Raw genomic sequence first — 25,496 nt, 5'->3', positions numbered from 1 at the left:
TTCTTTGGATTATTATAAAACTAACTATTTTTATATGAATAATAAGTTTAATAGGAGGAACACCATGAAAAAGAGTAAAAAAATGCTGTGGCCACTTACTTTGCTCGTGCTTCTAGTTTTTGCGCTGGCTGCCTGCACGAAAGAACAGCCAAGTCTAAACGAGAAAGCACAGGCAGCTCCAGCGCAGCAAGCGGCTTCTGCTAAGCCTGTACAGCAAGAAGGAAAAAAGATTACGAAAGATACAAAAATTGCTCTTATTTCTGAATTTACGTCAGGCACTCACGCTGCTCAGTACATAACAGGTGTGACAAAAGCGGCTAAAAAAGCAGGAGTACAGCTATCCGTTTCTGATTCTAATAATGATCAATCTAAAATGGCGGCGTATTTAGACACGGCTATTAACCAAAATGTTGACGGTATTATGATTGACCACGGCCGGGCTGAAACCCTTGAACCTGGCGTGAAGCGCGCGATTGCAAAAGGGATTCCCGTTATTGCAACAGACGTAGAATTAAAAGTAGAAGGCGTTACAACGATTGACCAAGATGATTATATGCTTGCGCTCCAGGGGCTGAAGCAAATGATGCAGGACATTAACGGAAAAGGAAATATTGTATATGCGTTTGTTGGAGGCTTTGCACCGATGGAAAAACGCGACAGCATTTATAAAATTATGATGAATCGCTATCCAGATGTAAAACAAATTGCCACGTTTGGAAGCGCAACAGACAACACCTCTCTAGACACTCAAAATAAAATGGCGGCTGTATTAAAGCAGTATCCAAATAAAGGAGACATTGCAGCCGTTTGGGCACCTTGGGACGAATTTGCAAAAGGAGTCACAAGAGCGATTAAAGAAGCAGGACGAGATGAGATTAAGGTATATGGAGTGGACTTATCTGATGAAGACCTGCAAATGATGCAGGCAAAAAACAGCCCGTGGAAAGCGTCAGCTGCTGTAAACCCAGCTTCAGTAGGAGAAAAGCAGGTTGATCTGCTTCTTAAAAAGATTTCCGGTCAAGAGATCCCTCGTTATTATTCCTTTGATCCGGTTTTAGTCAAACAAACTGACTTGCCTAATCAAACGATTAATATGGACCAGCTTAGTCAGTACGTAGAAGAATGGGGTAAAAAAGAGTAGAAGTGGAGGGACAGACATGACGAACGAGCTTTCAATGAAGAACATTACAAAAAACTTTGGTTCTTTTCAAGCGCTGAACAAAGTTGATTTTACTGTTCAAAAAGGGGAAATTCATGCTTTATTGGGAGCCAATGGTGCCGGTAAAAGTACGTTGATGAAAATATTGTGCGGAGCTTACGACGAGTACGAAGGAAAGATTTACAAAGACGGAGGAGAAATCTCTATTTCTTCTCCTAAAGAAGCGAAGAGCCACGGCATCGGCATTGTACACCAAGAAGTCGATGTAGCGCTGATTCCTTCGCTATCAGTAGCTGAAAACATTGTGTTAGACGTGCAGGTTTCTAAGAAAAGTAAGACATTTGTAAACTGGAAATCTATTTATAAGAAAGCGGAAGAAGCTCTTTCTTTACTTGGTTCTTCTTTATCCGTTAAAAAAAATGTTGTTGATCTAACTCTATCAGAAAAACAGCAGGTGCTTATTGCACGTGCAATTGTACAGAATGTTGATTATTTAATTTTGGATGAACCAACCGCACCTCTTAGTGTGGAAGAGACGAAACAATTGTTTTCTGTGATGAGAGAGCTGAAGAAAAGCGGAGTAGGCATTATTTATATTTCACATCGCCTTCAAGAAGTGGTTGATATTTGCGACCGCTTAACGGTTTTAAAGGACGGACGCTATGTAGCTACAAAAGAAACTTCACATACATCAATTGAAGACGTGATTACGCTCATGTTAGGAACGTCTTCTGTAAAACAGTGGGTCAAAAAATCAGTAGAAGTTGGAAACGAACTTTTACATGTAGAAGCATTATCCCTTCCAGGGCGCCTTTCGAATATCTCTTTTCATGTAAAAGAAGGAGAGGTAGTCGGTATTGCAGGGCTTGTAGGAGCAGGGAAAACGGAGCTTTGCCGAAGTCTATTTGGTTTAGAGCAATATGTCAGCGGCAGCGTTCGGTTAAAAGGCAAGAAACTAAAGTTGAATAAGCAGCCGTATTATTATATTGCACAAGGTCTTTCTCTTGTTCCTGAAGAACGAAGAAAAGAAGGAATTTTTGTTCATGAATCGATTGCCGATAACTTAGTTTTGCCAAGTCTGTCCCGCTTTACAAATTATTCGTTTCTAAAGCGAGGAAAGATCAAAGAAAAAGCGCAGAAAACGACTGGGCAAGTTGGCGTAAAGTCTCATTCTATCGAGCAGTCAGTTGGAACGTTAAGCGGTGGAAATCAGCAGAAAGTAGCAATCGGAAAATGGCTTGTTACGGATTCTGACGTACTGTTGTTCGATGAGCCAACTAAAGGGGTTGATGTGGGCTCTAAGCGAGAGATATTCGACTTAATTACAGGGCTTGTGTCACAGCAAAAAGGCGTTGTTTATGCAACCTGTGAATTCGAGGAGCTGCTAGGGGTAGCGGATCGAATTTATGTTATGTACAACGGGAAAATCGTGAAAGAATTATCCAAAGAAGAAGCAACTAGTGAAAAATTATTTTATTATACAGCAGGAGGAGTAAAAGGATGAGTGCGGAGTATGTAACAGAACCTGTAGCGAAACCAAAGAGAAAAATAAGCGTTTTCGACTTTTTTTACAAATATGGGACAGTCTTAATGATTTTTGTTATTATGATTATTTTTTCCATTGCCACACCTAACTTTTTAACAGGAGAAAACATTAGTGATATTCTGCGCTCTATTTCCATTGTTACCTTAATTGCGCTTGGTGTAACGATATCGTTAACGGTCAACGGACTCGACTTATCTGTAGGATCTACGGCTGGTTTAGCCACTATTTTATCAGCTTCTATGCTCGTTTTACACAGACAAGAAATTGCAGTTGCGATCATTGTTCCGATTATTGCATCGCTTCTCATCGGGTTAGTGAATGCTTTTTTAGTAGTGAAAGTAAAGATTCCTGATATTTTAGCCACGCTTTCAATGATGTTTATCGTACAGGGGATTTTATTAACGTATACAAAAGGCTCAGCTATTTATACCAATATGCCTTTACCAAGCGGAGAAAGAGCTCCGGGAATTTTCATTCCTTCTTTCCTTGCGCTGGGGCAAGGTCACTTTCTAGGTATTCCCGTCCCTGTGATCATTATGCTGCTGACTGTGCTGCTTGTTCATATCGTTTTTTCCTATACAAAGTTTGGTCGTTTTTTCTACGTAACAGGAGGTAACATAGAAGCAGCAAGACTTTCGGGTGTACCGGTTAATCGTTATCGTATGTATGCCTATATGTTTTCAGGTTTGCTTGCTGGAATTGGAGGAGTCGTTTTAGCTGCCCGTATTGGAGTAGGAGAAGTGAACGCAGGCTCACCATTTTTAATGGATGCCGTAGCTGCGACATACATTGGCTTTTCCGTATTTGGAGCAGGGAAACCGAATGTATTCGGGACGCTGATTGGCTCTATTTTAATTGGTGTGCTGTTAAATGGATTAACGATGCTAAATGTTCCGTATTATATGCAAGATATTATTAAAGGAGCTGTATTAGCAGGAGCCTTGGCTTTAACGTATTACCGCTCGAAACAAACATCTACGGCTGTGTAAACAGCCGTTTTTTTTCGTTTGAAATCGGGAAGAATAAGGAAAAACAATAGTATAATCTATTATTTATGTAGAAAGAGGGAGTATAGATGAAACGTGTCGTCATTATAGGAGGAGTAGCCGCCGGAATGAGCGCAGCTTCACAGCTTCGCCGGATGAAAGAAAAAGAAGAAGTGGAAATCCTTGTGTTTGAAAAAGGTGGAGATATTTCTTACAGCGCATGTGGCATGCCTTACTATCTGTCAGGTGTTGTAAAAGAAAAAGACGATTTGATTGCTCGTACGAAACAAGAGTTTGAAGAGCGAAATATCTCCGTCCATCTTTTTCACGAAGTTAAAGAAGTAAACCATACAAAGAAATACATAGTAGCACAAGATGTCAAAACGCACGCTGAAAAAGAGATAACATATGATGAACTCATCATTGCAACTGGAACAACGGCTGTTAAACCTAATTTTATGAGTGATAACATGCCGAATGTATGCACATTAAAGTCATTAGAAGACAGCGAAAGAATCTATACATATCTACAGGCTCACTCCGTAGAAAAAGTCACTATTATTGGTGGAGGATATGTCGGAATGGAAGTAGCTGAAGCAATGAAGGCTTTGGGAAAAGAAGTACGGGTCATTGAACAGGGAAAGCAGATTCTATCTATTTTAGATCAAGACATGGCAGAGCATTTACAAAAGCAGCTAGATGACGATATTCTATTTCATTTCGAAGAAGAAGTGGAAGCATTGCTGCATTCAGATGGTTCCGTCACTCACGTTCAAACAAACCGTCAAACGTACCAAACGGATTTAGTGATTGTAAATGTAGGAGTTCGTCCGAATACGCAATTCTTAGAAAGAAACGGACTAAGAATGCTTGAAAATGGAGCTATTTTAGTAAACGAGAAGTTGGAAACCAACGTGCCTCATATCTACGCAGCGGGAGATTGTGCAACGAGCTATCACCGCGTATTAAAAAAAGACGTTCATATTGCTCTTGGAACCATTGCCAATAAGCAGGGAAGGGTTCTTGGTTACCGATTAGGGGGAGAAAATAGAGAATTTCCGGGTGTTTTAGGTACAAGCATTGTCAAAGTGATGGACTATGAAATCGGAAAAACCGGCATTTCAGAAAGAGAAGCAAGAGAAAATTCTCTTTTATACAAAGCCATCACAGCCGAGGCTCCGAGTCATGCTTCTTACTATCCAGGAGCTGAGAAGATGGTCATAAAACTTGTTTATCATCCTGAAACAAAAGAGATTTTAGGAGTTCAAATGATTGGGAAAGAAGGAGTTGCAAAACGAATCGATGTATTTGCGACAGCTATTACTTGCCGCCTCACAACAGATGAAATAACCATGCTAGATCTTTCATATGCCCCTCCTTTTGCTACGGTATGGGATGCTGTACAAATCGCTGCTCAAAAAGCTGAATAAAAAAGAGCCTGGGACAAAAGTAGTTGAGTCCAAGTAAAAAAAGAACCATTCATCAACCTGTTTGATGAGTGGTTCTTTTTTTTTGTGATGGTGCACATCGTTTTATTTGTTTCGTTCCTTCTAGCAATTGATTGGAGGGCAAGGAGAAGACTCCTGCGGGAAAAGCGGAACAGGTGAGACCCCGCAGGAGCGAAAGCGACGAGGAGGCTCAGCGGCCGCCCGCTGAAAGCGAAGCCTTGCACGGAAATCAATTGCGGTGTCATAAGCAGTCCAGCTCATGTATCTCATTTGTTCGTCTTTCGATTGGATTTATTTCGTTATGTCTCAACCTCTTTTTTATTCGACAAGCAGCATCTTTTGTCGAAAAACAACTTGTAAAAAAAAGATAAACGGTATTCCTATAGTAATGTAAGCGTTTGTAAATTCCGACAAAATAATTTTTTTGCGAAAAAAATGTCTATTATTGCGACTCTATTTACATATTTAGTAGAATTTGTAATAATGCGTTATAAGCTAATTTCTTTGTCATAGGAGAGGATTTTGTGTTTGGAGTGAGAAATAGAACGAAATCAGAGAGATTATTAGTGGAAATCGTCCAAAAAAGACAAAAGATGGTGCAGCTCGGAGAAGAAAAAGGTCTGACTAATGAAGAAACCGTTACCTGTAGTCAAGAGCTTGATCAGCTCTTACTCGTTTATCAAAAGCAGCGTTTAAAAGAAGAGGAAGAAAAGACATCGTTTGCCACACTGATTAGCCGCTTTTTATCTTTTTCAAAGCTGTAATGCAGGACAAGCATTCGGGATCGGGCAGTGAAACAATTACGCTGCCCGTGGCCTCTCTTCAGCTTTAAAAAATGTTAATTAAAAAAATCATAAACAAAATACCAAAAATAAACGAATAAGTAGCAAATCTTTCGTTTCCATCGCCGTGACTTTCCGGAATTAACTCTTTATAAATAATAAAAAGCATGGCTCCAGCAGCAAACGCTAATCCATATGAAACGAGAGACTCCACAAAATTAGTTAAATAAAACCCGAGTAAAGACGTTACAATTTCAACTGATCCTGTAAGGGTAGCAATTAAAAATGCTTTTATTTTACTGATATTTTGCTGAGCTAAAAATAGCGCGACCAACAGTCCTTCAGGTGCATTTTGAAGACCGATTGCAAGGGCAATTAAGTTCCCTGTATTTTCAACATTTGAAGCGTAGCTCACACCAACAGACAGTCCTTCAGGAAGGTTGTGCAACGTAATAGCGGAAACAATTAAAAGTGCTTTTTCATCAAACTGTATGCCGGTTTTAGAATGCTCAAGATCAATGTGAGGAATATTTTGCTCCAAGAGTGTTAATGTTACCACGCCAAGCAGTAAGCCAATCGCTAAGGAAAAAAAACCGCCGCTTTGAAGAGATTCTGGAATTAAGCTCATAGTAGAAGCTGCTGTCATAATGCCTGCAGTGAGCGCAAGAAGTATATCTTTCCAGCGATGAGTGAGTTCTTGATTCAAAAATAGAATAGGCAAAGCGCCTACTCCAGTCGATAGCGCAGAAAGAATGCTTCCAATTAGTACCTCAGTCATAAACCGTCTCCTTTTACGTATTCTTCTTTTTATCCTCAATTCACATCGTTCTTTTAGTGTATGTTTTTTTGTTTTCTATGAGCATGACTATTTTAAAAATGAACAGCTTTATGCAATAATTTTACAAAAAAGTTGAACCAGTGAAGGTTCAACTTTTTAGGTGAAGTACAGCTCCTGAACTTGGTTAGCAATGTGCTCAAGCTTATTGGAAACTTGAGGAATGCCATATCCTACATACAAAGGAGATGTGGCAAAGCGAGGAATGATTTTCGCTGCAATTTTGCCGTTTTTAAGATTATAAAAAAACAAGTTGTAGCTCGTGCAGCTACGATGAAAATGATTTAATAAATAGTGAGCAGCCGTTTGAAGATAATCTGCAAACGTGTGCAGCTCTTTGTCAAGCTGATCTGTTATCACGTTAAATTCAAAAAAGCCCATTCGAGGTTTTACAGATAAATTAAATGTGACGTGTTCATTTTTGGCAATTGTGACTCCTTCAAACTGCTCTAGCTTCACATTTTCATTTACATCCATCTCATTTAAACCAATAATTTGCATATGAGGATGTCGTAATGATCCTCCGGACATGGGGCCGTGGTTTTTAAAGAAAAGAACAGAAGCATATTCTCCGCTGTTCATCATCGATATCCATCGTTCAGTAGCAAAACTCAGCAAGGTATACAGATGTTCTTTTGGATAAATAGATAGTTCTGACGAACACTCATCGGTCTCAATAATAACCGTCTGATAAGCATCTTGCAGAACGGGAAACTTATTTTTTAGCCAAATGATAGGTCCTTGTTTTTCAATGATGCCTGTAAGAGATTCTACGTCGCAAAAGGGACAGGGGTTTTGCCGGTTAACGATTGTTTCAGGCTTTTGCGAACCAATCGCGGAATTAAATAATAAATGGGTTGGTTTCATAATCATTCACCTTTTTATGTAATGTTCATATGTTTATTGTATTAAAAGCATATGTATAAATCCACTTATATACATTTTTTATCAAAAAAATTGTACAAGCAGAGAGAATAACCGATGAAATAAGCCTGCTTTGATTGACTTTGAAGGGAAATTTTAGTATTATCTTGATATCAAGATAATATCAAAGGAACTGATTAAAATGACGAATGATGTAACTAGAGAAGAGTTAGACCAATCTCTTAAATTATTTATTGTACTATCTCGTGCCAATCGTTCAATTAATGATCATGTGCATAAATTTATTCAACAGCATGGAATGAATCCAACCGAATTTGCTGTCCTAGAGTTATTGTACCACAAAGGCCAGCAGCCTCTTCAGCAAATTGGCGGAAAAATTCTGTTGGCAAGCGGCAGTATTACGTATGTAGTAGACAAGCTTGAGAAAAAAGGCTTCTTGGAGCGTGTTGCTTGTCCGAACAATCGTCGCGTAACCTATGCAGCTATCACCAAGCAAGGCAAGGAAATGATTGAAAGCATGTTTCCGAGTCACGAAAAAAGAATTCATGAAATTTTATCCGTTTTATCTAGCGAAGAAAAGGAAGTTGCCATTTCGATGCTTAAGAAACTAGGGCACTATGCAGATGAATTTTTGCCGGAATCGACTAATTAAGTAAGGAAAGCTCGTTTGTTTCTGTTGAACAAACGAGTTTTTTCTATGACTTCTTTCATGACCAATCGACATAAAAAATAAAAAGTGACAAAAAATTGAAATTAACAGGAATACAGCTGGATAAAAACGAATTAGGTTACATACAGACATATAGAGGAAGGGGAATAAATGATGAAATTTGAGAATTATACATATACGCGACCTGATATGAATGAAATTGAAAAGCAGTTTGAAAAGGCCATTACACATTTTACGGAAGCAGGGTCAGTCAGTCAGCAAAATGAGGCAATTCGTCTAGCAAACGATGCGTATTCTCAGTACAGTACAATGGGGAACATCTGCTATATTCGTCATTCTATCGACACAGCCAATGAATTTTATAAAGAAGAACAAGACTATTTTGATGAAACACAGCCGCTTTTAGAAGGATACGTAGAGAAATTTTACAAAGCCTTAATCTCTTCACCTTTTAAACCGGAACTAGAAGAAAAGTGGGGAAAGCAGCTGTTTTCTCTTGCTGAAATGCAGTTAAAAACGTTCTCTCCTGAAATAGTAAAAGAGCTGCAGGAAGAAAATAAGCTATCATCTCAATATACGAAGCTAGTGGCGTCAGCTAAAATTGTATTTGAAGGAGAAGAAAGAACGTTAGCTCAGCTCGATCCGTTTATGGAGTCATCTGATCGAGAAATGAGAAAAAAAGCAGCAGAAGCGAAGTTTCAATTTTTTACTGATCATGAAGAGGAATTTGATGATATTTACGACAAGCTTGTAAAAGTGCGGACTAAGCTTGCTGAAAAATTAGGCTATAAAAATTTCGTAGAAGTGGGCTATGCTCGTATGTCTAGAATAGGGTACGATGCTGAAATGGTTGCCGCTTTTCGCCAACAAGTGAAAGAGTATATTGTTCCCCTTACTGAAAAACTAAAAAAGCGTCAGCAGGAAAGAATTCAAGTAGAGAGCTTAACTTATTATGATGAACCGTTTCAGTTTGAAACAGGAAACGCAGTGCCAAAAGGTGATGAAAAGTGGATTATTGAAAATGGACGGGTTATGTATAAGGAGCTTTCTAAAGAAACGGACGAATTTTTTTCCTTTATGCTTGAAAATAATTTAATGGATTTAGTCGCTAAAAAGGGCAAAGCAGGCGGAGGCTACTGTACGTTTATTGAAGAATACAAAGCGCCGTTTATTTTTTCAAACTTTAATGGAACATCAGGCGATATTGATGTGTTAACGCATGAAGCAGGGCATGCTTTTCAAGTGTATTCCAGCCGAGATATGGAAACCAATGAGTATCACTGGCCTACGCATGAAGGAGCTGAAATTCATTCGATGAGCATGGAGTATTTTACATGGCCTTGGATGGAGTTGTTCTTTAAAGAAGACAAAGATAAATACCAGTTTTCTCATTTAAGCTCAGGCTTAACTTTCTTGCCTTACGGGGTAGCAGTAGATGAATTTCAGCATGCTGTATACGAACGCCCTGAGATGACGCCTTCGGAACGAAAACAAACGTGGCGAGAAATTGAAAAGAAATATATGCCTTCTAAAAACTATGATGGCCATCATTATCTAGAAAGCGGTGGCTTCTGGCAGCGCCAGCTTCATATTTACACGTCTCCGTTTTATTATATTGATTATACGCTCGCTCAAATTTGTGCATTTCAATTTTGGAAAAAGGATCGAGAAAATCATGAACAAGCATGGCAAGATTACGTTCATTTGTGTAAGCTTGGCGGAAGTAAGCCATTTTTAGAATTAGTAGAGGAAGCGAATTTGATCTCTCCATTCGAAGAGGGCTGCGTGCAGTCTGTAGTAGATGAAATTGAAAACTATTTAAATAGTATTGATGATAAAAAGCTATAAAAACAGGGCTTGAGACATAACAAAATCAATCGAATCTAAAGACGAACAAATGTGAGAAACAATCTAGTATGAATCGCTTGTTACACCGCCGTTGATTTCCGTGCAAGGCTTCGCTTTCCGCGGGCGGCTGGTGAGCCTCCTCGGCGCTTATGCTCCTGCGGGGTCTCACCTATTCCGCTTTTCCCGCAGGAGTCTTCGCCTTGCCCTCCAATCAACAGCTAGAAGCACCTAGATTAAACCTACGCTCACCCTCATAATAAAAAAATCCGAATGAGTTTGATTTTTAATTAAAAAATAAACTCGTTCGGATTTCCTTCAACTAACATACTTTTGTTCTAGCCTCTTTTTTTAATGGTTCACTCCTTGTTCCCATAAAGGAATCGTAAGGGTAACGCTGGTTCCTTCGCCCACAGTGCTTTTAATTTCAAATGTTCCTTTATGCTGATACAGAATGTTTTTAATCACAACAAGTCCAAGACCGGTGCCTGATGGCTTCGTGGTAAAAAAGGGCTTTTGAATGTGCGTAAGCAAATTTGAGGGAATACCTACTCCTGTATCTTTAATGAAAATAGTAAGGCCTTTAGTATGCTGAGTAACGTTTAAATGGATTTCTCCTCCGCTAGGCATAGCTTCGAGCGCATTTTTTAATAAATTAATGAGTACTTGCTTAATTTGATTGGCATCACAGCAGATGTATGTATGCGGAGCTTCCACCTGCGTTTTAACTACGACGTTTTTTAATACACATTCTGATTCATACAGAAGAATAACGTCATTTAAAATAGTAGAGAATGCATGTTTTTTCATAACCGTATCATGAGGTTTAGCGAGCAATAAAAATTCTCCAACGATTGAGTTAATACGATTCAGTTCACTCAGCATGATGGTTGTATAAGAATGATAGCGGCTGCTGTCTTCATGAATAAGCTGAATAAATCCATTCAGGGAAGTAAGCGGATTTCGAATTTCATGAGCGATGCCCGCTGCCATTTCGCCGGCTAAAGATAATTTATCGGTTTGGCGAAGAAATTTTTCTGTTTCCTTTTCTTCTGTAAGATCGCGTGAAATACCAAAAAGCGCAACGACTTGCTGATCACGATTAAAAATAGGTGAAACAGTAATTTCTACTTCAATTATTTTTCCGTCTTTTCGCTTATCTTGGGTTTCAAAGGCTACCAGCTTTTCTCCTTTTTTAACCCTTTCTAATCGGTTTTCAGCGTCGCCTTTTAAGCTAGCAGGAATAAATGGGATGGCTTTTCCGACAATTTCTTCCGCTTTCCATCCGTATATTTGCTCAAAAGCATCGTTTACTTTAATCACTTTGCCGTCTAGACTGAACACGGAAATGGCGTCGCGATTGTATGTGAAAAAAGATTGTAAATACTCTTGAGCTGAGTAAAGTTCATCTTCGGTTTTGTTCATTTTGACCGTCGTAATAGCAATCAATTTTTTAGAGAAATGAGCACAATACAACAAAATAATCATTGTGATCAGCGTAAACAAAATGAAATAAACGATATCTAATTTCACGAAAGTCACAGATGTAAAAAGAGTGTTGCTTACATAAAAGTACAAAACAATTATTATGGACATTAATGTAGAAGTTACAATAGCGATATAGCTATAGTAAATAAAGCTAACAATTATTCCAAGAAACAAAAACAAATAATTAATAACAGCAGGTTCAATAGATGTTATGTACGCAATATAGGCATAATAGCATATAAAAAAAGAATACATAATGATAGCAGGATGAAAATGAAAGTAATACATAGCCGTCACTACCAATAATAAAATTCCTCCGCTTATAAAAACAATCGGATGAGGATCAGCTGCAATAAAGTGATATAACACAATGTGGACAAAATACAGCAGCCAAAAAATAAGTAAAAGAATAAAATTACGTTTTTTTATGAGGTTGTGTGATTCCATAAAAAATCCCTTTCTTAAATGGTGAATAATTTTATAGGAGAATAACTTCATAGTCAGCTAGTCGCACGATACAGTAATATATCACTCATATTAGCATAGTTACAACTATGTGAATAGCCGAATTGAGCACTTAGACCAAGGAAGATAGATCTAGAATGTGGCTGGTCATAAACTATTAAGGAAATATGAGGGGAATATGAACGAAATGAAGGAGATGTAAAGCTTTTGTGATAACCTTGTAAAAGTGAACTTTTTTCCAATTGGATAGGCTATACTGCCAGTAGAGCCATATGAATGGTGACTACATAGAGGCTCAGATGATTCGAAAGGAGACGGTAAAATGAACAAAAGTTTATTAGTCAAGTTATTTGGATCACTTCTAGCAATTATGTTAATCACAGCATGCAACTCACAAACGGATGAAAAAGATGCAACAGAACAGCAAACCGAACAGTCGGATGATACTCAATCGGAGGATACAACGACAGATGATTCACAGGAAACAATGAAGCAAGACGAAGCAGATGACTCATCTGGGGATGAAGCAGCTGATGATCAAGAAGAATCAACGGATAGTGCGGACGAAAAAACAGATGAAAAAACAGATGAAAGTAAATAAACGAAAGTATTTCTATAAAAAAAGCGACTCAAGTAGAGTCGCTTTTTCTATTAGTTTTGTACGGTGATTTCGCTCGCTTCATTTAACGTTACGTTCACTGATGATACGTCCGCATCATCTAACAGTAAATCTGTAATTCGATCTTCAAGCTGTTCTTGAATTGCTCGGCGGAGTGGTCTAGCACCGAATGCAGGGTGATAGCCAAGTTCAGCCAGTTTTTCTTTTACCTCATCTGCTACGCTCAGCGTGATGTTTTGTTCTTGTAATGTTTCTTTCAATTCAGCAAGCATAAGGTCAACGATTTTAATCAAGTTATCTTTTTCAAGGTGATTAAATTCAATGATTGTATCAAATCGATTTAAAAACTCTGGTTTGAAATAAGATGAAAGTGAATCTAAAACGGATGCCTGCTTAAGCGCATCATTTTCTGCGTCAAACCCAACCGTAATTTTCTTTTCACCTACACCAGCGTTACTTGTCATAATGATAACCGTGTCTTTGAAGCTTACTGTGCGACCTTGACTATCCGTTAGACGTCCATCTTCTAAAATTTGCAAAAACATATGCTGAACGTCTGGATGAGCTTTTTCAATTTCATCTAGTAAGATGATGGAATAAGGGTTACGGCGTACTTTCTCTGTTAATTGTCCTGCCTCTTCGTGACCTACGTAGCCAGGAGGTGAACCGATTAATTTAGACACCGCGTGTTTTTCCATGTATTCACTCATATCTAGACGAACCATTGCATCTTTTGAGCCGAACAGTTCTTCAGCTAATGTTTTGGTTAACTCTGTTTTACCGACACCTGTTGGACCGACAAATAAGAATGAACCAATTGGGCGATGCTTCGCTTTTAATCCAGCGCGAGAACGTCGAATTGCTTTTGCTACTTTTTCGACAGCTTCCTGCTGTCCGATTACTTTTTGAGCTAAGTGCTCTGCTAAATGCTTCATTTTTGCTGATTCATTTTCTTGAAGTTTACCAACAGGGATACCCGTTTTCTTTTCAATAATGGCTTGAATGTCAGCAATATCCACATTCATTTTTTGCTGTTCTTCGTTTAGTTGTTTTTCAAGAGCAGCTTCTTCATCGCGCAGTTTTGCCGCTACTTCATATTTTTCATCCTTTAGCGCCTGCTCTTTTTCTTTTGTAATTTCTTTTAAGCGAGCGGCTGCGTCGTCTTTATTTGTAATGCCTGCCTGTAAGTTCATTTTTGAACCTGCTTCATCTAGCAAGTCAATTGCTTTATCAGGCAAGAAACGATCTTGAATGTAGCGGTGTGATAAATTTACACAAGCGCGGATCGCTTCATCTGTATAGCTAACGCCGTGATAATCTTCATATTTACTTTGAATTCCTTTTAGAATTTCAACGGCTTCTTCTACAGACGGTTCGTGAACCATAACCGGCTGGAAACGTCGTTCAAGAGCCGCATCTTTTTCAATGGAACGGTACTCTTTTAAAGTTGTAGCTCCGACTACTTGAAGTTCACCTCGTGCAAGAGCAGGTTTTAAAATATTGCTTGCGTCCATTGAACCTTCCGCTGAACCTGCTCCTACAAGAAGGTGGATTTCATCGATAAATAAAATCACGTTTTTTCGCTGTTGAAGCTCGGAAATTAACTGTTTCATACGCTCTTCAAATTGACCTCGCACGCCCGTATTAGCTACGAGTGATGCTACATCTAACAGATATACATCTTTATTTAGCAGCTTTGCAGGAACTTTTCCTTCCGCAATTTTTAAAGCTAACCCTTCGACTACAGCTGTTTTACCAACACCGGGTTCTCCAATTAGTACCGGGTTGTTTTTGTTTCTTCTATTTAAAATTTCAATGACGCGCTCTACTTCTTCTTCGCGGCCAATAACAGGGTCAATTAATCCCGTTTTCGCAATTTGAGTTAAGTTTCGACCAAATTGATCTAAAAAGCCTCCGCCGCCGTTTCCTTGCTGTGGCTGCTCCGGTGCAGCTTGTTCGTGCGCCATTTGCTTGAATAAATCATCGATGTTCATAAAGCCGCCACCTCCAAAGCCTGATGGGATTTTATGTTCTTTCATTAGTGCTTGATAACATGTATGACATAAACGATATTGAGATTTTTGATTATTTGTTTGTACATTTAATTGAATAGATGCTTCACGTTTATTACAGTTTTGACAAATCATTTAATTAGCCTCCCTAAATGATTTTAATCGAAGATCAGCAGGCGTTTGACCTTTCTTGACCTTTCGTAATCTCATTATACTTTGACCTTTCTTGACCTTTCGTAATCTCATTATACTTTGACCTTTTTTGACTTTCAAGTCTTTTGCTTAAAAATTTTTTGAGGGAAGTTCCTCGCTTATGTACAAAAGGTAGTACATTAAAAAAACGTGTGTTTTGTGTGTACCCGTTTTATATATATAAAAACATTAGAAGCATTTTGTACAATGATTTGCTTGGAGAGAGAACTAATATTAATAAGAAGAAAAGGAGAAAAATGAGTGCAGAGCTTACCGTTGGATAAAATAAGTCATTGACAGCAACAAAGATAAAAATTATACTCAAGAAGGTTTGCACTTAACTGCGTAAAAGCATAAAAGCGTTTAAGTGAAAAAGAAAGATAGAAAGGGAATACCTCATGAAAAAAGAAATTTCATTTATACAATCAATAGCGGTGGTTTTGGTGCTATTAGCTATTATTTTTGTCTCATTATTTACGTTAAAGCTGCCGCCTCATATTCCGCTAATATTTGGTGTAGCATTTATTAGTGTGATTGGCTTTTTGTTGAAATATAAGTGGACAGAAATGGAGAAAGGCATTTTAGACGGTGTTAGACTTGGCATTAAGCCTATCCTTATTCTAATGCTGATCGGGATGCTCATTGCTATTTGGATGGTAGGCGGAACAATACCGACGATTTTGTCCTACGGCTTCCATTGGATTTCACCGCAGTATTTTTTAATTAGTGCGCTGGTTATTACCGTATTGGTTTCAACATTCACGGGAAGTTCATTAACAACCGTCAGTACGGTCGGAGTCGCTTTATTTGGTGTAGGTACCGCGATTGGTGTACATCCAGGATTAGCAGCAGGTATGATTGTCTCAGGAGCCGTGTTTGGAGATAAGATGTCTCCGTTATCTGATACAACAAATTTTGCCTCTGGTATCGTTGAAGTACCGCTTCCTAAACATATTCAGCACATTATGTGGACGACGGTTCCAAGTATCGTTATTACTGCCATCGTTGCATTGGTCATTGGAATGAACGGAAATCATGGAAACGTCAATTACGAGGAAATTCAAGAAATTCAAAAAGCATTAAAGCATACGTTTGATTTACACGTAGTAACGTTGCTTTCTCCACTCCTAGTTCTTATTTTTTCAATGAGAAGAGTTGATGTATTGCCAACGTTAGTTTTAGGTATTGTAACGGCAATCATTACAGGAATGATCACACAGCATGAATTTACGCTGAGCCAATTGTTAGGTGTTCTTCAAAGCGGACCGGCAGTAGAGTCGGGAAATAAAGTGGTCGATGCGATTGTGAACAAAGGCGGACTGCAGTCCATGATGTTTTCTATTTCCCTTATCATGATTGCCTTGTCGCTAGGTGGCTTGATGAGAGCAGTTGGAATTATTGATGCTTTATTAGAAGGATTAGCAAAACAAATTCGCCGCAGCGGAGACGTTATTTTTGCTACGCTTCTATCTTCAATTGGGGTGAATGTCATCACAGGAGAACAGTATTTGTCGATTCTCTTGCCTGGACAGACGTTTAAGCCTCTGTATGAAAAATGGAATTTGGATCCTAAAAACTTATCACGAACGCTAGAAGACGGAGGGACGGTTATTAATGCTATTATCCCATGGGGTGTCAGCGGTGCTTTTATTTCAACAGCATTAAATATTCCAGCAGCTGACTATATTCCATTTACATTCTTTAGCATTCTCTGTCCTATCTTTTCAATTATTTTAGCATATACAGGCATTGGTATTGCCAAGAAAAAAGCTCAGTCTTAACTGAGCTTTTTTTTTGAAAAAGGACAGGTAAAAAACGACAAAAAAAGTATCATTTCACTTTTCAAATCTATAATTTAATAATACAATTTACTATACGTCTTTCTTGTTCATGTATTTGTATGAATTCTTATTTCTTTACAGATGAAGAAATTTGAGTTTTGCGGTATGATAAATAAGCTGTATTGGCGATGGGATGAATGCCCTTTTTAGCAAACATTTAAGAAGGGTAAAGGCAAATGAAAACACTCATTATAAAAGAGAAAAGATATTTATTGAGGAGAGGGTTTCTGTTGAAAAAATGGGGCATCATTGCATTAATCACTGTAGCTGTGCTCGGTGTGACAGCGGTTTTTAACCGAGCTGAAAGTGATGATGTAAATAAAGAAAAATTGAATTTATTATCGCCTTATTCAAATAAAGTAGATGTATATAGCATTACGTATCCTAGTGATAATTTAAAGATAAAAGGGTTTTTAGTACAGCCTAAAGACATTGCAGACAAACATTATCCGCTTTTAGTATATAATCGCGGAGGAAATCGCGAACATGGCATGATTCGCGCAAAAACACTTCAGTATTTGTCATACTGGGCAAGTAAAGGCTACGTCGTTGTTGCGACTCAATACAGGGGAAATGGCGGAAGTGAAGGAACAGAGACGTACGGCGGTAAAGATATTGACGACGTATTAAATCTTATTAAATGGGGAGAACAGCTTCCTTATGTAAATCACCAGCAAAAGGTAGCGCTAGGATATTCACGCGGCGGTATGATGACGTATTTAACGATGAAAAACGGCGTTAAATTTGATGCTGTTGTCGTACAATCAGGTATTACAGACATGTTTCAATTCTACGACCAAAGAGGGCCTGAAATGAAACAAGTGCTGCGGACAATTGTAGGAGATCCGGCGCAGTATCCAGAGAGGTATAAAAGTCGTTCTGTTGTCTACTGGAGCGATAAAGTAAATTCACCTCTTTTAATTTTACAGGGTGATCATGATCGTAAAGTTCATCACACTCAGGCTGAAAAGCTTGTGAAACAACTAGATGAGCAGGGAAAAGAATACAAATATGTACTGTATAAAAACGGAGACCATCCGCTAACTGCTTATTATGATCAATATAACGCGGAAATTGATAAATGGTTTAAAATACATTTAGCTAAGCAGTAAAGAAATTGGAAGCAGTTTTGATGAATGGAAAAGAGCAGCTTGTTTTATCCTACTACATGTAAGCATATAAAAAGGGGATGAAGCAAAATGACTCAGTCTAAAAGTCAAAAAGAGCGTCAGTGGAACGTACGAAAGCAATCACAAAACCCATCGCATGGAAAAGTAAAGTCTTTTGAAGAACTATCAGAAGAAATCACGCCTAAACGTAAATAAGCTAACCATCATATAAAAGAAGACACAAAAAAGGAGAGCTGAAGCTCTCCTTTTTCTATGTTTGTTTATGGATTTGTAGACCACATGCCCGCAGATTTGATAAAAATACGCGGATGCAGCTTTAATTGTGCTACCATAATTTCTGCTAGGTCTTCAGGCTGCATCACTTTATCAGGATTGCCATCCGTTAAGTTTTCTTTATATGCTAATTCCGTTGCTACTGTACTTGGTGTTAGAGCTGTTACACGAATATTGTGTTTGCGCACTTCTAGCGCTAAAGATTCAGTTAAGCCAAGCACGCCAAATTTTGAAGCGCTGTAAGCACTTGTAACGGGAGCGCCTTTTTGACCAGCAGTGGATGAAATATTGATGATGTCTCCACCATTTTTTTCGATTAATTGAGGTAGAACGGCGCGCGTTACGTAGTAAACGCCCATTAAATTCACATCAATGATTTGTTTCCACTCAGCTGCGTCTAGCTCTAAAAAGCCTCCGAATTTACCGATTCCCGCATTGTTGATTAAGATATCCGTTGCCCCTAATTTTGTATGTAGATGCTCAACTGCTGCGTTTACTTCTTCCATAGAAGAAACGTCTGCTGTTGCATAAGCAACTTGTACATCAAATGCTTCCAGTTCAGAAGCAACAGCCTTTAAATCTGCCTCTGTACGAGCAATTAAACCGATATTTACGCCTTCTTTTGCTAATTCAATTGCAGTTGAACGACCGATGCCTTTTCCTGCTCCTGTAATAAGAGCTACTTTGCCTTTAAGTGATTGTGCCATGTATAGACTCCTTTCAATGTTCCGTATAAACATTCTTTATAATAACGAAGAATTATCCATTACTATCCTATAGAAATGCACAAATGATGTCAAAAATAAAGATTATTAAAATGGCTTCAAGTATAAATTTCCTTTTCATACAAAAACTATAGAGACTAAAAAGAAGAAATTCCGTTTCTTTTCGTTCAATGTAGTGGAGGATGAACAATGCGTATTAAAAAACTATCGGAGTTAACGAATAAATCCAAACAGCGGAAAGAAAAAGCTGGTGAATCGAAGGACTCTAAGGCAACTAGTGCTTCTTCCACTGAGGAAGAGCAGAAATTGTCGGAGAGAGTGGGAGATAATATCTTCCACATGAAAAAAGCATTGGGACAGAGCACGGACTTAGTGACAAGAGAGTTTCGAATTTCAATTGAAGAAAAATTCACTTTAGGTGTTGCTTACATCGACGGATTGGTAAATAAAGATGAAGTTGAACACTATGCGCTGGACTCCATTATGCACTATCACGATGAGCATTTAACTCATGATGACGGTGTCGTTAATATGTACGAGTTGATTAAAAGCTATAGTTTGGCGGCCGGTGAAATTATGGAAGCCAAAACATTGGATGATGCTCTTCTTCATGTTTTATCAGGAGATACCGTGCTGTTTTTAGAAGGGTATCAAACGTGTATTGTGGCAAGTACAAGAGGGTGGAGAGACAGGGCTGTTTCTGAACCACAATCTCAGACCGTTGTAAGAGGACCTCGAGACAGTTTTACAGAAACACTGCGAACGAATACCGCATTGATTCGGCGCCGAATAAAATCTCCAAAACTTTGGATTGAATCTCAGCAAATAGGAGAGTTTACAAAAACGGATATTGCGCTCGTTTATATAGACGGCATTGCGGATGAACAGGTCATTCAAGAGGTAAAAGAGCGTCTTTCTAAAATTGATATAGACGGTATTTTGGAGAGCGGATATATCGAAGAGTTGATTCAAGATGAAGATTATACACCTTTTCCTACTATGCATAACACGGAGCGTCCAGACTCCGTGGCAGCAGGTCTTTTAGAGGGGCGGATAGCCATTTTAGTAGACGGTACACCTTTTGTATTGATGGTTCCTGCCCTATTTATTCAATTTTTTCAGGCGGCCGAAGATTATTACCAGCGCGCAGATATTAGTACATTGATTCGCTTAATGCGCTACATGGCATTTTTCTTAGCCCTTTTAACACCTTCTGCTTATATTGCTTTAACTACTTTTCATCAAGAGATGCTTCCTTTTGCTTTGTTAATTAGTATTGCAGCTCAAAGGGAAGGTGTGCCTTTTCCAGCTATTATTGAAGCGTTTATTATGGAAATCACGTTTGAAATTTTGCGAGAAGCGGGAGTCCGATTGCCTCGAGCAGTAGGTTCAGCTATTTCAATCGTGGGAGCACTCGTTTTAGGAGAAGCCGCCGTACAAGCTGGATTAGTATCGCCTGCAATGGTTATCGTTGTATCCATCACCGCTATTAGTAACTTTGTTTCACCGGTGTATGATATGGCCATTGCAGTAAGGATGCTGCGCTTTATTTTAATGGTTTTAGCAGCTACTTTTGGCTTGTTCGGTATTATCCTCGGGCTAATTTTAATGATTTTACATTTATGCAGCTTAAGGTCATTTGGAGTCCCTTATATGACACCTATGGCTCCCTTTGTGAAGCGTGATCAAAAGGATGTTCTAATTAGACGTTCGATCAAAAAAATGAAAACAAGGCCAAAGCTTATTAACGAGAAGAATATTTCACGTCAAAAGACGCAAAAAAACTAAACTGTGCAAAGGTGGCCGGTTACTATGAAAGCATTTCTGATGTTATGTATCTGTTCATTGCTATTAAGCGGCTGCTGGAGCAGTCGAGAGTTGAATGAGCTAGCCATTACGGTTGCTGTCGGAATCGATAAAGCAGAAGATGGCATTATTGTTACAGTTCAGCTGATTAACCCTGGTGATATTCAGGCCAAAACCCCTACAAACGGGCCTTCTGTTACCACCTTCTCTATTAAGGCTTCGTCTGTAATGGAAGGGTTAAGAAAAATAACGACAAAATCCCCGCGGAAAATTTATCTTTCTCATTTACGAATGCTAGTCATTAGCGAAAGCATGGCGAAAGACGGTATCGCTGAAGTTCTTGATTTCTTTGCGCGGGATCATGAAGTGCGTACCGATTATTTTGTTGTTGTTGCTAAAAACACGAAAGCATCGAGCGTGCTGAACGTATTGACAACAATCGAAAAAATACCGGCTAATCATATGTTTGCCTCATTAGATGTGTCACAGCGTATTTGGGCACCTACTAGAGGAGTGAAGTTAAATGAACTGATCAGTAATTTAACTAGTGAAGGAAAACAGGCGGTGTTATCAGGAGTATTGGTGAAAGGGGACGTGAAAAAGGCAGGAGATATGTCTAGCATTTCCCGCACCAATCTTTCCACCTTGCTCAATTTCAAAGGGTTAGGTGTCTTTCAAAATGATAAGCTTCTCGGCTGGTTCAATGAAGATGAAAGTAAAGGATATAACTATATTACAGGAAATGTAAAAAGTACATTAATTGTTATTCCATGTGAAAAGAAAGAAAAACAGCACGATATCGTCGGAGTAGAGATGCTTCGAACGAATGTGAAGGTGACAGCTACTATGAAAAACCATAAACCTCATATTCACGTTGATTTAAAAGGTGAAGCGAACGTGGCTGATGTAGAGTGTCAAGTGAATTTACAGGACCCGGCTGTAATCAATATGCTGGAACGAAAAACAGCAGCAGACGTAAAAGAAAAAATGAATGATGCGGTGGAAAAAGCTCAAAAAACCTACAAAAGCGATATCTTTGGTTTTGGCGAAGCGTTTTACAGACAAGATGTAAAGAGATGGTACAAAATGAAAAGAGACTGGAACAGAATTTATGCAGAAGATTTAACCGTCGATTTAGATGCAAAAGTTCAAATCCGCCGCTTAGGCACATTAAATAACTCATATATGAAGCAAATGAAGCATTAAGGAGAAAAAAATGGAGGGATTCATCGCCTTACTTGTACTGCTTGCTTATTTGACTAAAAAAATCATCATTAATTTCCGAAAGAAAAAGTATTACCGTGAAATAGTCGTCTATTTTTGCCTCATAGGCTTGGGTCTATTCTTTTGGGGAGCGATTACCCTTCGTAAAGAAGTTCCTACGCCTCTGTACTTTTTAGAGGCCTTAATTAAGCCTCTTACTAAAACCGTTCATCATCTGTTTTTCCCGTGAGCAAGCATGTAAGAGAGAAGGTGCGTATGATGCAAATAAAAGAATTTATTAGTCCAAAACAATTTCTTTTTCTAATTTATGTTTTTTGTATCGGAAGCGCTATTTTGGCAGTTCCTGCTACGTTATTAGAAACCAATAGACAAAATGCGTGGTTTTGCGGTGTGCTGACTATGGGCTTTGCACTTTTAATTGTTGCTGTGCTTTTATGGCTGATTCAGCGTTACCCTCAGCAAACATTCATTCAAATAGCTAAAAAGGCGCTAGGTCCTTATGCCGGAACGTGTATTTCTCTTATCTACATTTTCTTTATGTTCATTCAATCTACATTCTCGCTTCGAGATATCAGTACATTTATGACGACTCAAATTGTTCCTGAAACGCTTCCTACGTGGATTCACGCTCTTGTTCTATTAGCTGTCATATACGGAGGCTATCTAGGTATTGAAGTGATAGCGAGAACGGCGGAAATCTTTTTGCCGTGGATTATTGTGCCGTTTTTATTGTTAATTGTTTTAAATATTCCTCAGATGAAAATAGATCGTCTTTATCCTTTGTTTGAATTCCGCATGGATGATTTAGTGTTAGGAACCACTTATTTTTTAGGAAATCCATTTATGGAGTTAGTTTTCGTTCTAATGATTACGCCTCATATAAAAGATGGGAAAAAGGTGAAAAGAATGTTTGTAATGGGTACTGTCGCATCAGGCTTGACGATTATAATTGCAGTTGCGGCTTGTATATTAGCGCTTGGCGCGAATATTGCATCGATGCACAGCTACCCAGTTTATTTATTAGGAAAAATGATTTCGTTAGGTGCGACGATTCAGCATGTTGAAGTCTTAGTAGCTATTATTTGGATGTTATCTATCTTTTTTAAAGTTGTCATTGTGTTCTATGCTATTCAGTTAAGTATCGTCCAGTTGTGTAATTTACGAGTGCGTAATTTTTTAAGCTTTCCTTTAGGCCTAATTATTACAGGCGTAGCGTATTATATTATTCCGAATACAGCATACTTTAATTATTTTGAAAAATATTACTGGCCGTTTTATTTATTCGTACTAAGCCTCTGTTTTCCCTTATTATTTATTGCTCTTTCTTATATAAAGAAAAATAAGGCAGCCAAAGGCGATAAAAACCAACAAATATAGCATTATTTATACGCATGTGGTATAGTATACGATGACAATTCAAGAAGAAACGCCGTACACGATTGTATATGTACGGGAGAGGTTCGAAAACTCCCTCTATAAAAAACTAAGATCATCGTTGATGACAAAAGACACGGTTTTAGCGTGTCTTCTTTCGCGTGCTTTTCTACAAACACGTCTTTTTGACGTGTATGCTGGCGAGGACGTGTATCTTAGTTGCTTTTTAGGGAGATTGCTGGAAAAGAGCAGTCTCTTTTTTGTGTTATAAATTAGTCACAAAGGGAACGAACGGTTCAATAAAGTTTCTTCTTCTTTTGATTTCAATCAAAAAGGAGACGAACAATGATGATGAAAAATGAAAAAGCTATTGTTGTATTTAGCGGGGGTCAAGATAGTACAACATGTTTATTTTGGGCTTTAAAAAACTTTAAAGAAGTAGAAACGGTTACTTTTCAATACGGTCAGCGTCATAGTCAAGAAATAGAGGTAGCAAAGGCTATTGCAGCTGATTTGGGTGTGAAGCATACCGTATTAGATATGTCACTTTTAAATCAATTAGCACCAAATGCATTAACGCGAGATGATATTGCTATCGAGCAAAAAGAAGGAGAATTGCCTACCACGTTTGTGGATGGCCGCAATCTGTTATTTTTGTCATTTGCAGCCGTACTGGCTAAGAACAGCGGAGGCCGCCATATCGTAACAGGCGTTTGTGAAACTGATTTTTCAGGATATCCAGACTGCCGAGATGTATTTGTGAAATCGTTAAACGTTACGCTTAACTTATCAATGGACTTTGAGTTTGTGATTCATACACCGCTCATGTGGATTGATAAAGCAGAAACGTGGGCTTTAGCTGATGAGTTAGGAGCGCTTGAGTATGTGCGCGAAAAAACGTTAACGTGCTACAACGGTATTGTTGCTGATGGATGCGGCGAATGTCCCGCATGTCAATTGCGAAAACGCGGGTTAGATCAATACTTGCAAACAAAAGAAGGAGGAGAGAAATAATGCTGCAACAAATGTATCCTCAAGTATTTCATGACTATGAATATGAACTGAACAAAGATATGCAGTTTGCTGCGGCACATTTTGTTCCTCACCCGGAAGCAGGAAAATGCCGTCAAGTCCATGGACATACGTATTTTGTAAATCTAACTGTTGCCGGAGATACATTAGACGAAGCGGGTTTTTTAGTAAACTTTGCGCTATTGAAAAAAATTGTTTCTGGTCAATTTGATCATACATTATTGAACGATCATTCTATCTTTAACGAAGAAAATCCAAATGATTTTCCTACAACTGAAGTTGTTGCTCGTAAAATTTATGAGTTGGTTCAAGAATATCTAGACACACTACCAAATAAGCCTTCTTGCGTACAAGTATTCGTGCGGGAAACGCCGACAAGTTACGTAGTTTACCGCCCAAAGAAGGTGAAAAAACGTGGCTAATACAATTCCAGTACTTGAAATATTCGGACCAACGATTCAAGGGGAAGGAATGGTTGTAGGACGTAAGACGATGTTTGTTCGTACCGCGGGCTGTGATTATTCCTGCAGCTGGTGTGATTCAGCTTTTACATGGGATGGATCAGCTAAAAACGATATTCGTCAGCTAACAGCAGAACAAATTTGGATGGAGTTAAAAGAAATTGGAGGAGAGTGCTTTGATCACGTCACCATTTCTGGGGGAAACCCTGCGCTTATCAAGGCAATTGGTTCACTTGTAGAGCTTTTGCACAGTCATGGGGTAAAAGCAGCACTTGAAACCCAGGGAAGCCGTTATCAGGATTGGTTCCTAAAGATCGATGATTTAACGATTTCTCCTAAGCCTCCAAGCTCATTAATGAAAACAAATTTCTCCGTATTAGACGATATTATAGAGACATTAATAAAGGAAAAACGCATGGAGCACATAAGCATAAAAGTCGTTATATTTAATGATGAGGACTTTGAGTATGCAGCGTCTGTTCATGAACGTTATCCTGAGGTTCCATTTTTTGTTCAAGTAGGCAACGAGGACTTAACGACAATCGATAATGCGTCGTTAACACAAGAATTGCTTAAAAAGTATGAGTGGTTAATCGACAAGGCAGTGGCAGCTAAAAATATGAACGATGTAAGAGTTCTGCCGCAGGTTCACGCCCTGGTTTGGGGAAATAAACGAGGCGTGTAAGCGCATAGCAAAA

Annotated in this window: 24 protein-coding genes and 1 riboswitch; of the genes, 18 read left to right on the top strand and 6 right to left on the bottom strand. The window is 38.6% G+C overall.

Annotated elements, in window-relative coordinates; genetic code table 11:
• Positions 1-64: 64 nt before the first annotated feature.
• The 5 genes from ACXAE4_RS21570 (at position 65) to ACXAE4_RS21550 (ending at position 5,903) form a co-directional block, all read left to right on the top strand.
• Positions 65-1,141 carry a sugar ABC transporter substrate-binding protein gene (locus tag ACXAE4_RS21570; RefSeq protein ID WP_028414165.1) on the top strand — a complete coding sequence of 359 codons (1,077 nt, stop codon included), beginning with the start codon at positions 65-67 and terminating at the stop codon, positions 1,139-1,141.
• Between the two features lie 16 nt (positions 1,142-1,157).
• A complete protein-coding gene (locus ACXAE4_RS21565; protein ID WP_028414164.1) occupies positions 1,158-2,663 on the top strand; it encodes a sugar ABC transporter ATP-binding protein in 1,506 nt (501 codons plus the stop codon).
• Positions 2,660-3,694 carry an ABC transporter permease gene (locus ACXAE4_RS21560; RefSeq protein ID WP_028414163.1) on the top strand — a complete coding sequence of 345 codons (1,035 nt, stop codon included), beginning with the start codon at positions 2,660-2,662 and terminating at the stop codon, positions 3,692-3,694. Before ACXAE4_RS21565 ends, ACXAE4_RS21560 begins: the two co-directional genes overlap by 4 nt.
• 86 nt (positions 3,695-3,780) lie before the next feature.
• Complete coding sequence (locus tag ACXAE4_RS21555; protein ID WP_098112866.1) at positions 3,781-5,121, top strand: CoA-disulfide reductase; 1,341 nt, start codon at positions 3,781-3,783, stop codon at positions 5,119-5,121.
• 542 nt (positions 5,122-5,663) lie between these two features.
• Positions 5,664-5,903 carry an aspartyl-phosphate phosphatase Spo0E family protein gene (locus ACXAE4_RS21550; RefSeq protein ID WP_013082228.1) on the top strand — a complete coding sequence of 80 codons (240 nt, stop codon included), beginning with the start codon at positions 5,664-5,666 and terminating at the stop codon, positions 5,901-5,903.
• A gap of 64 nt (positions 5,904-5,967) precedes the next feature.
• On the opposite strand, the gene ACXAE4_RS21545 is transcribed toward ACXAE4_RS21550, so the two are convergent.
• A complete protein-coding gene (locus ACXAE4_RS21545) occupies positions 5,968-6,699 on the bottom strand; it encodes a ZIP family metal transporter (protein WP_028414161.1) in 732 nt (243 codons plus the stop codon).
• A 156-nt stretch (positions 6,700-6,855) separates the two neighbouring features.
• On the bottom strand, positions 6,856-7,623 hold the full coding sequence (locus ACXAE4_RS21540; protein WP_028414160.1) for a DUF4931 domain-containing protein: 768 nt from the start codon (positions 7,621-7,623) through the stop codon (positions 6,856-6,858).
• Positions 7,624-7,822: 199 nt separating this feature from the next.
• Between ACXAE4_RS21540 and ACXAE4_RS21535 the strand changes: the two genes are divergently transcribed.
• Positions 7,823-8,293: a MarR family winged helix-turn-helix transcriptional regulator gene (locus ACXAE4_RS21535; protein WP_475236866.1), complete on the top strand. Its 471-nt coding sequence runs from the start codon at positions 7,823-7,825 to the stop codon at positions 8,291-8,293.
• A gap of 171 nt (positions 8,294-8,464) precedes the next feature.
• Positions 8,465-10,159: a M3 family oligoendopeptidase gene (locus tag ACXAE4_RS21530; RefSeq protein WP_034268228.1), complete on the top strand. Its 1,695-nt coding sequence runs from the start codon at positions 8,465-8,467 to the stop codon at positions 10,157-10,159.
• An 80-nt stretch (positions 10,160-10,239) separates the two neighbouring features.
• Here ACXAE4_RS21530 and ACXAE4_RS21525 read toward each other — a convergent pair whose 3' ends face one another.
• Both ACXAE4_RS21525 and ACXAE4_RS21520 read right to left on the bottom strand, forming a co-directional pair.
• Positions 10,240-10,374: a hypothetical protein gene (locus ACXAE4_RS21525; protein ID WP_014461068.1), complete on the bottom strand. Its 135-nt coding sequence runs from the start codon at positions 10,372-10,374 to the stop codon at positions 10,240-10,242.
• Positions 10,375-10,507: 133 nt separating this feature from the next.
• The gene (locus ACXAE4_RS21520; protein ID WP_098112867.1) at positions 10,508-12,091 is read right to left on the bottom strand and encodes a PAS domain S-box protein; all 1,584 of its coding nucleotides are present in this window, start codon (positions 12,089-12,091) and stop codon (positions 10,508-10,510) included.
• 340 nt (positions 12,092-12,431) lie between these two features.
• Between ACXAE4_RS21520 and ACXAE4_RS21515 the strand changes: the two genes are divergently transcribed.
• Positions 12,432-12,710, top strand: coding sequence for a hypothetical protein (locus ACXAE4_RS21515; protein WP_033578378.1), 279 nt, complete (start codon positions 12,432-12,434; stop codon positions 12,708-12,710).
• Between the two features lie 50 nt (positions 12,711-12,760).
• Here ACXAE4_RS21515 and ACXAE4_RS21510 read toward each other — a convergent pair whose 3' ends face one another.
• A complete protein-coding gene (locus ACXAE4_RS21510) occupies positions 12,761-14,875 on the bottom strand; it encodes an ATP-dependent Clp protease ATP-binding subunit (RefSeq protein ID WP_098112868.1) in 2,115 nt (704 codons plus the stop codon).
• A 455-nt stretch (positions 14,876-15,330) separates the two neighbouring features.
• Here ACXAE4_RS21510 and nhaC point away from each other — a divergent pair, with 455 nt between their 5' ends.
• The 3 genes from nhaC to ACXAE4_RS21495 all read left to right on the top strand — a co-directional run bounded on the left by nhaC (position 15,331) and on the right by ACXAE4_RS21495 (position 18,098).
• Positions 15,331-16,713 carry a Na+/H+ antiporter NhaC gene (gene nhaC, locus ACXAE4_RS21505; protein ID WP_114894553.1) on the top strand — a complete coding sequence of 461 codons (1,383 nt, stop codon included), beginning with the start codon at positions 15,331-15,333 and terminating at the stop codon, positions 16,711-16,713.
• Positions 16,714-17,003: 290 nt separating this feature from the next.
• Positions 17,004-17,885, top strand: a complete 882-nt coding sequence (locus ACXAE4_RS21500) for an alpha/beta hydrolase family protein (protein WP_014461062.1) — start codon at positions 17,004-17,006, stop codon at positions 17,883-17,885.
• Positions 17,886-17,972: 87 nt separating this feature from the next.
• Complete coding sequence (locus ACXAE4_RS21495) at positions 17,973-18,098, top strand: DUF6254 family protein (protein WP_013082238.1); 126 nt, start codon at positions 17,973-17,975, stop codon at positions 18,096-18,098.
• A gap of 65 nt (positions 18,099-18,163) precedes the next feature.
• Here the strand turns inward: ACXAE4_RS21495 and ACXAE4_RS21490 are convergent, their stop codons facing one another.
• Entirely contained in the window at positions 18,164-18,883 is a 720-nt protein-coding gene (locus ACXAE4_RS21490) for a 3-ketoacyl-ACP reductase (protein ID WP_475236861.1), read from the bottom strand.
• Between the two features lie 207 nt (positions 18,884-19,090).
• On the opposite strand from ACXAE4_RS21490, the gene ACXAE4_RS21485 reads away from it, so the two are divergent.
• The 7 genes from ACXAE4_RS21485 (at position 19,091) to queE (ending at position 25,483) form a co-directional block, all read left to right on the top strand.
• Entirely contained in the window at positions 19,091-20,689 is a 1,599-nt protein-coding gene (locus ACXAE4_RS21485; RefSeq protein WP_028414152.1) for a spore germination protein, read from the top strand.
• Positions 20,690-20,713: 24 nt separating this feature from the next.
• Positions 20,714-21,913 carry a Ger(x)C family spore germination protein gene (locus ACXAE4_RS21480; RefSeq protein WP_114894555.1) on the top strand — a complete coding sequence of 400 codons (1,200 nt, stop codon included), beginning with the start codon at positions 20,714-20,716 and terminating at the stop codon, positions 21,911-21,913.
• A gap of 10 nt (positions 21,914-21,923) precedes the next feature.
• Entirely contained in the window at positions 21,924-22,160 is a 237-nt protein-coding gene (locus ACXAE4_RS21475) for a hypothetical protein (protein ID WP_045292798.1), read from the top strand.
• A 26-nt stretch (positions 22,161-22,186) separates the two neighbouring features.
• Positions 22,187-23,308 (top strand): GerAB/ArcD/ProY family transporter, encoded by a 1,122-nt coding sequence (locus ACXAE4_RS21470; protein WP_114894556.1) that lies wholly within the window; start codon positions 22,187-22,189, stop codon positions 23,306-23,308.
• A 72-nt stretch (positions 23,309-23,380) separates the two neighbouring features.
• Positions 23,381-23,424: riboswitch (PreQ1 riboswitch) on the top strand.
• A gap of 229 nt (positions 23,425-23,653) precedes the next feature.
• Positions 23,654-24,319 (top strand): 7-cyano-7-deazaguanine synthase QueC, encoded by a 666-nt coding sequence (queC, locus tag ACXAE4_RS21465; protein ID WP_045292848.1) that lies wholly within the window; start codon positions 23,654-23,656, stop codon positions 24,317-24,319.
• The gene (gene queD / locus ACXAE4_RS21460; protein WP_045292794.1) at positions 24,319-24,759 is read left to right on the top strand and encodes a 6-carboxytetrahydropterin synthase QueD; all 441 of its coding nucleotides are present in this window, start codon (positions 24,319-24,321) and stop codon (positions 24,757-24,759) included. Before queC ends, queD begins: the two co-directional genes overlap by 1 nt.
• Positions 24,752-25,483 (top strand): 7-carboxy-7-deazaguanine synthase QueE, encoded by a 732-nt coding sequence (gene queE / locus ACXAE4_RS21455; RefSeq protein WP_221778635.1) that lies wholly within the window; start codon positions 24,752-24,754, stop codon positions 25,481-25,483. Before queD ends, queE begins: the two co-directional genes overlap by 8 nt.
• Positions 25,484-25,496: the final 13 nt, after the last annotated feature.

The organism is Priestia sp. ABM2_011, assembly GCF_056158845.1.
This window is presented reverse-complemented; position numbering and strand designations above follow the sequence as displayed.

Excerpts from the sequence above, each read along its gene's own strand:
- nhaC (WP_114894553.1), top strand. The coding sequence starts at position 15,331 with ATGAAAAAAGAAATTTCATTTATACAATCAATAGCGGTGGTTTTGGTG.
- ACXAE4_RS21560 (WP_028414163.1), top strand. The coding sequence starts at position 2,660 with ATGAGTGCGGAGTATGTAACAGAACCTGTAGCGAAACCAAAGAGAAAA.
- ACXAE4_RS21475 (WP_045292798.1), top strand. The coding sequence starts at position 21,924 with ATGGAGGGATTCATCGCCTTACTTGTACTGCTTGCTTATTTGACTAAA.
- ACXAE4_RS21470 (WP_114894556.1), top strand. The coding sequence starts at position 22,187 with ATGATGCAAATAAAAGAATTTATTAGTCCAAAACAATTTCTTTTTCTA.
- ACXAE4_RS21570 (WP_028414165.1), top strand. The coding sequence starts at position 65 with ATGAAAAAGAGTAAAAAAATGCTGTGGCCACTTACTTTGCTCGTGCTT.
- ACXAE4_RS21555 (WP_098112866.1), top strand. The coding sequence starts at position 3,781 with ATGAAACGTGTCGTCATTATAGGAGGAGTAGCCGCCGGAATGAGCGCA.
- ACXAE4_RS21495 (WP_013082238.1), top strand. The coding sequence starts at position 17,973 with ATGACTCAGTCTAAAAGTCAAAAAGAGCGTCAGTGGAACGTACGAAAG.
- queC (WP_045292848.1), top strand. The coding sequence starts at position 23,654 with ATGATGAAAAATGAAAAAGCTATTGTTGTATTTAGCGGGGGTCAAGAT.
- ACXAE4_RS21515 (WP_033578378.1), top strand. The coding sequence starts at position 12,432 with ATGAACAAAAGTTTATTAGTCAAGTTATTTGGATCACTTCTAGCAATT.
- ACXAE4_RS21545 (WP_028414161.1), bottom strand. The coding sequence starts at position 6,699 with ATGACTGAGGTACTAATTGGAAGCATTCTTTCTGCGCTATCGACTGGA.
- ACXAE4_RS21480 (WP_114894555.1), top strand. The coding sequence starts at position 20,714 with ATGAAAGCATTTCTGATGTTATGTATCTGTTCATTGCTATTAAGCGGC.
- ACXAE4_RS21565 (WP_028414164.1), top strand. The coding sequence starts at position 1,158 with ATGACGAACGAGCTTTCAATGAAGAACATTACAAAAAACTTTGGTTCT.
- ACXAE4_RS21520 (WP_098112867.1), bottom strand. The coding sequence starts at position 12,091 with ATGGAATCACACAACCTCATAAAAAAACGTAATTTTATTCTTTTACTT.
- queD (WP_045292794.1), top strand. The coding sequence starts at position 24,319 with ATGCTGCAACAAATGTATCCTCAAGTATTTCATGACTATGAATATGAA.
- ACXAE4_RS21510 (WP_098112868.1), bottom strand. The coding sequence starts at position 14,875 with ATGATTTGTCAAAACTGTAATAAACGTGAAGCATCTATTCAATTAAAT.
- ACXAE4_RS21490 (WP_475236861.1), bottom strand. The coding sequence starts at position 18,883 with ATGGCACAATCACTTAAAGGCAAAGTAGCTCTTATTACAGGAGCAGGA.
- ACXAE4_RS21535 (WP_475236866.1), top strand. The coding sequence starts at position 7,823 with ATGACGAATGATGTAACTAGAGAAGAGTTAGACCAATCTCTTAAATTA.
- ACXAE4_RS21540 (WP_028414160.1), bottom strand. The coding sequence starts at position 7,623 with ATGAAACCAACCCATTTATTATTTAATTCCGCGATTGGTTCGCAAAAG.
- ACXAE4_RS21485 (WP_028414152.1), top strand. The coding sequence starts at position 19,091 with ATGCGTATTAAAAAACTATCGGAGTTAACGAATAAATCCAAACAGCGG.
- ACXAE4_RS21530 (WP_034268228.1), top strand. The coding sequence starts at position 8,465 with ATGAAATTTGAGAATTATACATATACGCGACCTGATATGAATGAAATT.